At 66.8% G+C, this 11,766-nt stretch carries 10 protein-coding genes; 9 read left to right on the top strand and 1 reads right to left on the bottom strand.

The window, feature by feature from the left end:
* On the bottom strand, positions 1-2,099 hold a 2,099-nt coding region (locus AWC08_RS25005), incomplete at its 3' end, for a PE family protein (RefSeq protein ID WP_142283798.1).
* A gap of 356 nt (positions 2,100-2,455) precedes the next feature.
* Here AWC08_RS25005 and argC point away from each other — a divergent pair.
* The 9 genes from argC to AWC08_RS24960 form a co-directional block, all read left to right on the top strand.
* Positions 2,456-3,514, top strand: a complete 1,059-nt coding sequence (argC, locus tag AWC08_RS25000; protein WP_142283797.1) for an N-acetyl-gamma-glutamyl-phosphate reductase — start codon at positions 2,456-2,458, stop codon at positions 3,512-3,514.
* A gap of 20 nt (positions 3,515-3,534) precedes the next feature.
* Positions 3,535-4,749 (top strand): bifunctional glutamate N-acetyltransferase/amino-acid acetyltransferase ArgJ, encoded by a 1,215-nt coding sequence (gene argJ, locus AWC08_RS24995; protein ID WP_069435469.1) that lies wholly within the window; start codon positions 3,535-3,537, stop codon positions 4,747-4,749.
* Between the two features lie 2 nt (positions 4,750-4,751).
* Complete coding sequence (gene argB / locus AWC08_RS24990) at positions 4,752-5,633, top strand: acetylglutamate kinase (RefSeq protein ID WP_372513474.1); 882 nt, start codon at positions 4,752-4,754, stop codon at positions 5,631-5,633.
* Positions 5,630-6,823, top strand: a complete 1,194-nt coding sequence (locus tag AWC08_RS24985; protein WP_065134478.1) for an acetylornithine transaminase — start codon at positions 5,630-5,632, stop codon at positions 6,821-6,823. The genes argB and AWC08_RS24985 overlap by 4 nt, the downstream gene beginning before the upstream one ends.
* Positions 6,816-7,742: an ornithine carbamoyltransferase gene (gene argF / locus AWC08_RS24980; RefSeq protein WP_069432927.1), complete on the top strand. Its 927-nt coding sequence runs from the start codon at positions 6,816-6,818 to the stop codon at positions 7,740-7,742. Before AWC08_RS24985 ends, argF begins: the two co-directional genes overlap by 8 nt.
* A complete protein-coding gene (locus AWC08_RS24975; RefSeq protein WP_065134483.1) occupies positions 7,739-8,242 on the top strand; it encodes an arginine repressor in 504 nt (167 codons plus the stop codon). Before argF ends, AWC08_RS24975 begins: the two co-directional genes overlap by 4 nt.
* Before the next feature lie 53 nt (positions 8,243-8,295).
* The gene (locus tag AWC08_RS24970; protein ID WP_065134480.1) at positions 8,296-9,492 is read left to right on the top strand and encodes an argininosuccinate synthase; all 1,197 of its coding nucleotides are present in this window, start codon (positions 8,296-8,298) and stop codon (positions 9,490-9,492) included.
* A gap of 87 nt (positions 9,493-9,579) precedes the next feature.
* Positions 9,580-10,998, top strand: a complete 1,419-nt coding sequence (gene argH, locus AWC08_RS24965) for an argininosuccinate lyase (RefSeq protein WP_065134481.1) — start codon at positions 9,580-9,582, stop codon at positions 10,996-10,998.
* Between the two features lie 228 nt (positions 10,999-11,226).
* Positions 11,227-11,766 (top strand): PE family protein (locus AWC08_RS24960; protein WP_142283796.1); only part of this gene is annotated, 540 nt, incomplete at its 3' end.

Here is an 11,766-nt window from a genome sequence, read left to right as displayed (position 1 = left end):
AGGTTCTGACTGGCCGCCAACAGGGCGTTGAACCCGGCGGAGAGGGCCGGGGCGCCGGACAGGGCCGCCGACAGCGCCGCCTGGAACGCGCCATTCAACGCGCCCAGGGAGGCCTGGAAGGCCGGCAGACTCCCGCTCAACGCGGCGTTGAGGGCGCCCTGGAAAGCGGCGCTCAATGCCGGGAAGGTGGCGGAGAAGCCGGCCGACAGGGCACCGTTCAGCGCGGCTGCCAGGGTGTTGTTCAGCGCGGCATTCAGGGCGGCGAGTCCGGTGCCGAAGCTGCCGGTGAGCTGAGCGGCCAGGGCCGGAAGTACGGCGCCGAAGTTGGCCCCGGTCTGGATGAGGCCGTTCAGTGCTGCGGAGAAAGCCGGGAGCCCGCCACCGAAGGCAGCGTTCAATGCGGCGGTCAAGCCGTTGAGGCCTCCGGTAAATGCGCCATTGAGGGCGGCCGACAGGCCGGCCAGGCTCACACCGAGGTTGCCCGACAGCGCAGCGGAAAGGGATGCCGACAGCGCGGGGAAGGCTGCGCTGAAGTTGGCAGCCAGGTTCTGGCCGGCGCTGAGCAGGGCATTCAGGGCACCCTGGAACGCAGGAGCGCCACTGAGGGCGGCGTTGAACGCGGCGTTGAGGGCGGTATTCAGACTGGCCAGTCCGGTGCCGAAGCCACCGGCGAGTTGGGCGGCCAGCGCCGGGAAGTTTCCGGCCAGGCTGGCCCCGGTCTGCACCAGACCCTCCAAGGCCGCCGAGAGGGCCGGCAGGCTCAAGGTGCCATTGAGCGCGGCGTTCAAGCCGGCAAGGCTGGCTTCCAGGCTCCCCGAGAGGGCGCCGTTGAGGGCGGCCGACAGGGCTGGCAGGGTCGCACTGAAGTTGGCGGCAAGATTCTGGCCGGCGTTGATCAGTCCACTCAGACCGGCCTGCAGGGTGGGCAGGCCCCCGCTGAGCGCTGCGTTCAGTGCCGCGTTGAGGCTGCCGAGGCCGGTGCCGAAGGCGCCGGACAAGGCGCCGTTGAGCTGTCCGGCCAATGCGGGCAGCGCGGCGCTCAAATTGGCGGCGAAGTTCTGGCTGGCGTTGATCAGGGCCTGCACGGCGGGGAGGCCGCCGCTGAGGGCGGCATTCAGCGCGCCGTTGAACTGTGCGGCCAGAGTCGGAAGTGTGGCGCTGAAGCTGCCGGCCAGGCTCTGGCCGGCGTTGATCAAACCGTTGAGGCCGGCCTGGAAGGCGGGCAGCCCGCCGCTGATAGCGGCGTTGAGTGCGCCGCTGAGCTGTGCGCCGAGCGCGGGCAGGGTGGCGCCGAAGTTGGTAGCCAGCCCAGACAGGTTGCCGAAGAAGTTGCCGACCAGCATTCCACCGGTCTGGGCAAGCTCGGTAAGTCCGGAGAAGTTGGCGTTGAGGCTGCCGGTGAAAGCAGCGGACAGGTCTGCGCCGATTCCAGTGGTCAAGAACGCTTGCAAGGCCGCGTTGGCGGGGCCGAACAAAGCGGCGCCGCTGCCCGACAAGCTGGCGCCGAGACTCTGCAGCGCGACGCCGGAGTTGGCGATGGCTTGCCCGGTCTGTGCCAGTCCGGCACCCAGGCCCGACGACAGCGCGCCGCCGGTCTGAAGAGCCAATCCGGCCCCAAGGCTCGGCAGGGAGGTCAACGCCCGCAGCGCCGCTCCCGCGTCCAAGCTGCCCATCAACGAGCCGGAGCCGCCGATTGAACCACCTAGACCGGGAATGCCGAAGGTGGTGCCCAACGCACCGCTCACTTGCGCAGCGAGGTTGGCGAAGTTGGTCTGCAGGGCGGTCAGGAAACCGCCGAAGTCCAGGAGCAGTGAACCGTTCACCGCCTCCGCGGCGGCGTACGCGGTCGCACTACGCGTCATCAGACCGACGAACTCTTGGTGGTAAGCCGTCGCTTGGGCGCTGACAGCCTGGTAGTCCGCACCCAAGGTGCCGAACAACCGGGCGATCGCAGCCGACACCTCGTCCGCGGCCGCGGGCGCGAGTTCGGTCGTCGCGCCGGCCGCGGCGGCGCTGACGTCGACCAATGACGAGCGGATACCGGCTAGCTGTTCAGCCGCCGCTTCGACGAATTCAGGCACAGCAATGACAAAGGACATGTCCATCTCCCCAGATGACCCCAATGGAACAAGCCGCGACCCAACGACGCCCGATCGTCATAGGGGCAACACGTGGGCAATAGATCCCCGTACGGAGAGATGGTTAAACCCGTTATTTCTAAGAATTTCCGGGCAGAATCTTATAGTCTGTGATTGACCTTGCGGTCCTACCTTTTGCCCGAAATCAGCTGTGCCAGAGAGCAACTGCTCCTTCGTGTATAGCAGTGGTTCGGCGGATTGTGAAGGGGTACTTCGGCGTGTCGTATTGACAACGAGTCGCCCGGGGCTCGTCTCCGGCGGGCGGCCCGCGTACCATCCAGCGCCACCGGAATGAATTTGCAAACCTCTGCATAACCATGCAGAATCGCCCAATGGTCGACGCGATACGGGTGGCGGTTGCCGGTGCCAGCGGTTATGCGGGGGGTGAGATTCTCCGCCTACTCCTCGGACATCCGGCCTACGCAGACGGTCGCCTGATAGTAGGCGCGGTAACGGCGGCTAGTAGTGCGGGAAGCACGCTCGGCGAGCATCACCCGCACCTGGTTCCACTGGCGCAGCGTGTTGTCGAACCCACCGAGCTCGAAGTACTCAGCGGCCACCAGGTGGTTTTCCTTGCTTTACCGCACGGGCATTCTGCAGCTCTGGCCGAGCAACTCGGCCCCGAAACGCTGGTCATCGACTGCGGCGCAGACTTCCGCCTCAGTGATGCGACGGCCTGGGAACGCTTCTACGGCTCCCGGCACGCGGGGAACTGGCCTTACGGGCTGCCCGAGTTGCCGGGCGGTAGGGACAGATTAAGAAGTACCCGCCGCATCGCCGTGCCAGGCTGCTATCCGACGGCGGCCCTACTGGCCCTGCTGCCCGCCGTGGCCGAAGGCCTCGTCGAGCCGGCCGTCACCGTCGTCGCTGTCAGCGGCACCTCGGGCGCGGGCCGCGCGGCCAAGACCGATCTGCTCGGATCGGAGGTCATCGGGTCGGCGCGTGCGTACAACATCGGCGGCGCCCACCGTCACACTCCCGAAATTGTGCAGGGGTTACGGTCGGTCACCGATCGTGAGGTGACCGTGTCATTCACCCCGGTGCTGATCCCGACCTCTCGAGGCATCCTGGCCACCTGCACCGCACCCACCCGCGCACCGATTTCGCAACTCCGGGCAGCGTATGAAAAGGCGTACGGCGGGGAGCCTTTCATCTACCTGATGCCAGAAGGGCAGTTGCCGCGCACCGGCTCGGTGATCGGCAGCAACGCAGCACATATCGCGGTTGCCGTGGACGAGGACGCTGCGACCTTCGTGGGGATAGCCGCGATCGACAACCTGGTCAAGGGAACGGGAGGCGCGGCGGTGCAATCGATGAATCTGGCGCTGGGTTGGCCAGAGACCGAGGGACTTTCGGTGGTCGGAGTGGCCCCGTGACCGGTCCCGCCACCGACACCTTGAGCGACGAAGCCGACCAGCCCAGGCTGGTGCGCGCGCAGGGCGTCACTGCCCCGGCGGGCTTTCGGGCAGCCGGCATCGCCGCCGGTATCAAAGCCTCCGGAGCTCTCGATTTGGCGATGGTCTTCAACGAGGGTCCCGACTACGCGGCGGCCGGCGTCTTCACTCGCAACAAGGTCAAGGCCGCGCCGGTGCTGTGGACCCAGCAGGTGCTGACCACCGGGCGTCTGCGGGCGGTGGTTCTCAATTCCGGTGGAGCGAACGCGTGTACGGGCCCGGGCGGGTTCCAGGACACTCACGCGACCGCCGAAGCCGTCGCCGCCGCGTTGTCGGACTGGGGTACTGAGACGGGTGCCATCGAGGTGGCCGTCTGCTCCACCGGTCTCATCGGTGATCGGTTGCCCATGGACAAGGTGCTCGCGGGGGTGAGCGACATCGTGCACGAAATGCACGGTGGGCTCACCGGTGGCGACGATGCCGCCCATGCCATCATGACCACCGATACCGTCCCCAAACAGGTTGCGCTGCATCATCAGAACAAGTGGACGGTCGGCGGAATGGCTAAAGGCGCCGGCATGTTGGCGCCGTCACTGGCCACCATGCTATGCGTGATCACCACCGACGCCGTGGCCGATCCGGCAGCCCTCGATCAGGCGCTGCGGCGGGCCACGGCGCGCACCTTCGACCGACTGGACATCGACGGCAGTTGCTCCACCAACGACACCGTCTTGCTGCTGGCGTCGGGCGCCAGTGAAATCGCGCCTAGTCAAAACGATCTCGACGAAGCGGTGCTTCGGGTGTGTGACGACTTGTGCGCACAGCTGCAGGCCGACGCCGAAGGCGTCACCAAGCGCGTCACCGTGACGGTCACCGGGGCGGCCACCGAGGATGACGCGCTGACCGCCGCGCGGGTCGTCGCCCGCGACAGTCTGGTCAAGACCGCGGTTTTCGGCTCCGACCCCAACTGGGGCCGGGTAGTGGCAGCGGTCGGGATGGCTCCCATTGCCCTGGAACCCGAGCGAATCACGGTGTCTTTCAACGGTTCGTTGGTGTACCAGGAGGGCACCGGCACTCCCGGCGCCCGGGAAGTCGATCTGTCGGGAGCTGACATTCACATCGTGGTGGACCTCGCGATGGGTGACGGTCGCGCCGACATTCGCACCACCGATCTGTCCCACGCCTACGTCGAAGAGAACTCGGCCTACAGCTCATGACCATGAACATCGACGATTTGCCCACCCAGGCCAAGGCGCAGGTGCTGGCTGAAGCCCTGCCCTGGCTCAAACAACTCAACGGCAAGATCGTCGTCATCAAGTACGGCGGCAACGCGATGACCGACGAGTCATTGCGCCGAGCCTTCGCCGCCGATATGGCGTTTCTGCGCAACTGCGGCGTGCACCCCGTCGTGGTGCACGGCGGTGGCCCACAAATCACCGCGATGCTGCGCCGGCTGGGGATCGAAGGTGATTTCAAGGGCGGATTCCGGGTTACCACACCGGAAGTGCTCGACGTGGCGCGGATGGTGCTGTTCGGCCAAGTGGGCCGCGAACTGGTCAACCTCATCAACGTCCACGGCCCGTACGCCGTCGGGATCACCGGTGAGGACGCGCAACTGTTCACCGCCGTGCGCCGCAGCGTCGTCGTCGACGGCGTGAACACCGACATCGGCCTGGTCGGGGATGTCGATCTGGTCAACACCGCAGCGGTGTTGGATTTGATTGCCGCTAAACGAATTCCCGTGGTGTCCACGCTGGCCCCGGATGCCGAGGGCGTGGTCCACAACATCAACGCGGACACCGCGGCGGCGGCACTGGCCGAAGCGCTGGGCGCCGAAAAACTGCTGATGCTTACCGATGTCGAGGGTCTGTACACCAGCTGGCCCGACCGCACGTCGCTGGTCAGCGAAATAGATACGGCCACATTGGCGCAACTGCTCCCCAGCCTGGAGGCGGGCATGATTCCCAAAGTCGAGGCATGCCTGCGGGCGGTCACGGCCGGTGTGCCCAGCGCGCACGTCATCGACGGCCGAGTCGAACACTGCGTGTTGGTAGAGCTCTTCACCGATGCGGGCACCGGCACCAAGGTGGTCTGCGCATGACCGCCACGCAAGCGGTGCAGCAACGCTGGCAGTCCGTGATGATGAACAATTACGGCACCCCGGCGGTGGCGCTGGCCAGCGGTGAGGGAGCCGTCGTCACCGATGTGGACGGCAACACCTACGTCGACCTGCTCGGTGGTATCGCGGTCAATGTTCTGGGCCACCGGCATCCGGCCATCATCGATGCGGTCACGCGACAGATGTCGACATTGGGCCACACCTCCAATCTCTACGCCACCGAGCCGGGAATCGCTTTGGCCGAGCAGCTGGTCGCGCTGTTGGGTGCCGACGCTCAAGCACGAGTGTTCTTCTGTAACTCCGGGGCCGAAGCCAACGAAGTGGCGTTCAAGCTGACTCGCCTGACCGGACGCACGAGAATCGTTGCTGCACAAGGGGCGTTCCACGGCCGCACGATGGGTTCGCTGGCGCTGACCGGGCAACCGAGCAAGCAGGCACCGTTCGAACCGCTACCGGGTTACGTCACCCACGTCCCCTACGGCGACGCCGACGCGCTGGCCGCCGCGGTCGACGACGACACCGCCGCAGTCTTTCTCGAACCGATCATGGGGGAGAGCGGCGTCGTCGTGCCGCCCGAGGGATATCTGGCGGCGGCTCGGAACATCACCATCCGGCACCAAGCCTTGCTGGCGCTCGACGAGGTGCAGACCGGAATCGGCCGCACCGGCGCGTTTTACGCCCACCAACACGACGGCATCACTCCGGACGTGATCACCCTGGCCAAGGGTTTGGGCGGCGGGCTGCCGATCGGAGCGTGCATCGCCACCGGACCGGCCGCCGACCTGCTGACCCCCGGCCTGCACGGCAGCACCTTCGGCGGCAACCCGGTCTGCACCGCGGCGGCCCTGGCCGTGCTGAAGGTCCTGGCCGACGAGGATCTGGTGCACGGTGCCGAAACCAAGGGCAAGTCGCTGCGCCACGGCGTCGAGTCGCTTGGCCACCCACTGATCGACCATGTTCGGGGCAGAGGGCTGCTGCAGGGCATCGTGCTCACGGCGCCTCACGCGAAAGACGCCGAAGCAGCGGCCCGCACCGCCGGATACCTGGTTAACGCGGCCGCGCCCAACGTCATTCGGCTGGCCCCGCCGCTGATCATCACGGAATCTCAACTGGACGCCTTCGTCGCCGCCCTTCCGGGCATCCTCGACACCGCTGGAGCCGCACATGGTTAGGCATTTTCTGCGCGACGACGACCTCACGCCCGCCGAACAGGCTGAGGTCCTCGAACTGGCCGCCACCTTGAAAAAGGATCCATTCAGCCGTCGTCCACTGGAGGGCCCGCGTGGTGTCGCGGTGATCTTCGACAAGAACTCCACCCGCACCAGGTTCTCCTTCGAAATGGGTATCGCCCAGCTCGGCGGGCACGCCGTTGTGGTCGACGGCCGCAACACCCAACTCGGGCGCGACGAAACCCTCGAGGACACCGCACGCGTGCTGTCCCGCTTCGTCGATGCCATCGTCTGGCGCACCTTCGGGCAGGAGCGGCTGGACGCCATGGCCTCGACCGCGTCGGTCCCCGTCGTCAATGCTCTCTCCGACGAGTTCCATCCCTGCCAGGTGCTGGCCGACCTGCAGACCATCGCCGAACGCAAAGGCACGCTGCGCGGCCTGAAGATGACCTACCTGGGCGACGGTGCCAACAACATGGCGCACTCCCTGATGCTGGGCGGCGTCACCGCCGGCATGAACGTCACCGTCGCTGCTCCGGAAGGCTTCTCGCCCGATCCGGAGGTGGTGGGCGCGGCACGTACGCGCGCCGGTGAGACCGGCGGCACGGTGACGATCACGGCCGACGCCGACGCGGGCGCGGCCGACGCCGACGTCTTGGTCACCGATACCTGGGTGTCGATGGGGCAGGAGGGTGACGGCCTGGACCGGGTCAAGCCGTTCCGCCCCTTTCAGGTAAACCAGCGAATGCTCACCCTGGCCCACCCGGAAGTTGTTGTACTGCACTGTCTTCCGGCGCACCGCGGGGACGAGATCACCGACGAGGTGATCGACGGCCCGGCCAGCGCGGTATGGGACGAGGCCGAAAACCGTCTGCATGCTCAGAAGGCGCTGCTGGTGTGGCTGCTGGAGCGGTCGCGATGACAGCCAAAGCGGCACCCGAGGTCAGCGCCAACCGCGCGGGACGTCAGGCCCGCATCGTCGCGATCCTGTCCACCGCCGAGGTGCGCAGCCAGAGCGAGCTGGCCGCCCGGCTGGCCGCCGAAGGCATCGACGTCACCCAGGCCACGCTGTCGCGCGATCTGGAGGAACTCGGCGCGATCAAACTGCGCGGGGCGGACGGCGGCGTCGGCGTCTACGTGGTACCCGAAGACGGCAGCCCCGTGCGCGGCGTGGCCGCCGGCACCGGGCGCCTGACCCGCCTGCTCGGTGAGCTCCTGGTATCCACCGATGCCAGCGCGAACCTCGCCGTCCTGCGCACCCCGCCTGGCGGTGCCCACTATCTGGCCAGCGCGATCGACCGCGCGGCGTTACCGTACGTCGTCGGCACCATCGCCGGGGACGACACCGTCTTCGTCGTTGCCCGCGAACCGATGACCGGCGCCGAAGTGGCCGAGGCTTTGGAAGGCCTCAAGAAGACCTAGTTGAACTCAAATACACTGCTGCAGACTTTGCACAAGCAAAAGGAGAACTGTTCATGTCAGAGCGCGTCATCCTCGCGTATTCCGGCGGTCTGGACACCTCGGTGGCCATCAGCTGGATAGGCAAGGAGACCGGCCGTGAGGTCGTTGCGGTGGCCATCGACCTCGGCCAGGGCGGCGAGGACATGGAAGTGGTGCGCCAGCGGGCAGTCGACTGCGGCGCGGTGGAGGCCGTTGTCGTCGACGCCCGCGACGAGTTCGCCGAAGGATACTGCCTGCCGACCGTCCTCAACAATGCGCTCTACATGGACCGTTATCCGCTGGTATCGGCCATCAGCCGGCCGCTGATCGCCAAGCATCTGGTGGCCGCCGCGCGCGAGCACGGCGGCAGCATCGTCGCGCACGGTTGTACCGGAAAAGGCAACGACCAGGTGCGCTTCGAGGTCGGATTCGCCTCGCTGGCACCGGATCTGGAAGTGCTGGCACCCGTACGCGACTACGCCTGGACGCGGGAGAAGGCGATCGCGTTCGCCGAGGAGAACGCCATCCCGATCAACGTCACCAAGCGTTCGCCGTTCTCCATCGACCAGAACGTGTGGGGACGCGCCGTGGAGACCGGGTTCCTCGAGCACCTGTGGAACGCGCCCACCAAGGACGTCTACTCCTACACCGAGGACCCGACCGTCAACTGGAACACCCCCGACGAGGTGATCATCGGCTTCGAACAGGGCGTGCCGGTCACCATCGACGGCAGACGGGTCACGGTATTGCAGGCCATCGAGGAGCTCAACCGCCGGGCAGGCGCGCAGGGCGTCGGACGTCTTGACGTCGTCGAGGACCGGCTGGTGGGCATCAAGAGCCGCGAGATCTACGAGGCTCCCGGCGCGATGGTATTGATCACCGCGCACGCCGAGCTCGAACACGTCACCCTGGAACGCGAACTGGGCCGATTCAAGCGCCACACCGATCAGCGCTGGGCCGAGCTGGTGTATGACGGGCTGTGGTTCTCGCCGCTGAAGGTCGCTCTGGAGTGCTTTGTCGCCAAGACGCAGGAGCACGTGACCGGCGAGGTTCGGCTGGTTCTGCACGGCGGGCATATCGCGGTGAACGGCCGCCGCAGCGCGGAGTCGCTGTACGACTTCAACCTGGCCACCTACGACGAGGGCGACACCTTCGACCAGTCGATGGCCAAGGGCTTCGTCTACGTGCACGGGTTGTCGTCGAAGATTGCGTCCCGCCGGGACATGCGGTGACCGTCCTCCCGCGAGCAGACGCAAAAGCCCCCGACACGCCGCGTGCAGAGGTGCTTTTGCGTCTGCTCGCGAGGAAAAGGTGACCCCATGAGCACGCGGGAGGGATCGCTGTGGGGTGGCCGGTTCGCTGGCGGCCCGTCCGACGCGCTGGCTGCGCTGAGCAAGTCCACCCACTTCGACTGGGTGCTGGCGCCATACGACATCACCGCATCGCGAGCGCACGCCGTGGTGCTGCACCGGGCCGGCCTGCTCACCGACGAACAGCGCGACGGTCTGCTGGCCGGCCTGGACAGCCTCGCCGAGGACGTCGGCGACGGTAGTTTCGGCCCGCTGGTCACCGACGAGGACGTGCACGCGGCCCTGGAGCGCGGCCTGATCGACCGGGTGGGCCCGGATCTGGGGGGCCGGCTGCGGGCCGGGCGCTCCCGCAACGACCAGGTGGCCACCCTGTTCCGGATGTGGCTGCGCGACGCGGTGCGCCGGGTCGCCGACGGGGTGCTCGAGGTGGTGGCGGCGCTGGCCGAGCAGGCCGGCACACACCCCACGGCGATCATGCCGGGCAAGACCCACCTGCAGTCCGCGCAGCCGATCCTGCTGGCACACCACCTGCTGGCCCACGCCCACCCGTTGCTGCGCGACGTGGACCGCATCGTCGACTTCGACAAGCGTGCCGCCATTTCCCCGTACGGCTCCGGTGCGCTGGCCGGCTCATCGTTGGGGCTCGATCCCGACGCCATCGCCGCCGAGCTCGGCTTCACCGCCGCCGCAGAGAATTCCGTGGATGCCACCGCGGCCCGGGATTTTGCCGCCGAAGCGGCGTTTGTGTTCGCCATGATTGCAGTCGACCTGTCACGCCTGGCCGAGGACGTCATCATCTGGAGTTCGACGGAGTTCGGCTACGTCACTTTGCACGACTCGTGGTCCACCGGCAGCTCGATCATGCCGCAGAAGAAGAACCCCGACATCGCCGAACTGGCCCGCGGCAAGTCCGGGCGGCTGATCGGCAACTTGACCGGACTGCTGGCCACGCTCAAGGCGCAACCGCTGGCATACAACCGTGACCTGCAGGAAGACAAGGAGCCGGTATTCGACTCGGTGGCACAGCTGGAGCTCGTGCTGCCCGCGATGGCTGGGTTGGTGGGCAGCCTGACGTTTCACGTCGACCGGATGGCGGCCCTGGCGCCGGCCGGCTACACCCTGGCCACCGATATCGCCGAATGGCTGGTGCGCCAGGGAGTGGCGTTCCGCTCCGCGCACGAGGCCGCCGGCGCCGCGGTGAGGGCTGCCGAGCAGCGCGGCGTCGGATTGCAGGAACTGACCGACGACGAGCTGGCCGCGATCAGCCCCGAGCTCACCCCCAGCGTCCGCGACGTGCTGACCATTGAGGGATCGGTGTCGTCGCGCGACGCACGAGGCGGCACCGCACCGAGCCGGGTCGCCGATCAACTGCTCGCCGTCACTGAAGTAGCGGGCCGCTTGCGGCAGCAATTAGGCCATCCACGGTGAAATGACGCTGCGTTAGCCTATCGCATTCGTTGAGCGTCGGAATACTCGCCGAGCGCTGCCACCCCGGCGCAAATTCGTGGCTCCGTAAGGGACACGAAATGGCACGTCGGGAATTTGTAATACTGTGCCGGACAACAACAATGACGGTGCAATTTCGCGATTGCGGGGGGCCTCGGTGGTCAGCTCCCCGTCGGTTCGCGCCTACCACGTTAAGACAGGAGACCTAGAATGTCATTCGTAATTGCGGCACCATCAATGCAATTTGCAGCGGCGGAAAATTTGACCCGAATTGGTAATGCGATCGGAGCGGCGAATACGGCTGTGGCAGGCTGCACGACGGCTATTGAGGCTGCCGCCGCGGACGAGGTGTCGGAGGCGATCGCGGCATTGTTCGGTCGGCATGCGCAGTCCTATCAAGAGCTGAGCGTTACGGCCGAGTCCATTTACGGACAATTCGTGCAAACCCTGTACGGCGCAGGCGCCGCATACGGGAGCGCTGAGTCCGTCAATGCTCAGCAGATACTGGTTGACCTGATCAATGCTCCGACACAGATACTGCTTGGCCGTCCCCTGATCGGCAACGGCATCGATGGTGTGACTGTAGGCGGAGTGGGGCAGGCCGGCGGCGCTGGCGGATTGTTGTACGGCAATGGCGGAAACGGCGGCGCCAGCACCGCCAGCGGGGCAGTGGGCGGTAGGGGCGGCGACGGGGGGCTGATCGGGACCGGTGGGATTGGTGGAACCGGCGGGCTGAGCGGCGCGCCCGGC

Source organism: Mycobacterium gordonae, from assembly GCF_002101675.1.
Lineage (GTDB): Bacteria > Actinomycetota > Actinomycetes > Mycobacteriales > Mycobacteriaceae > Mycobacterium > Mycobacterium gordonae.
This window is presented reverse-complemented; position numbering and strand designations above follow the sequence as displayed.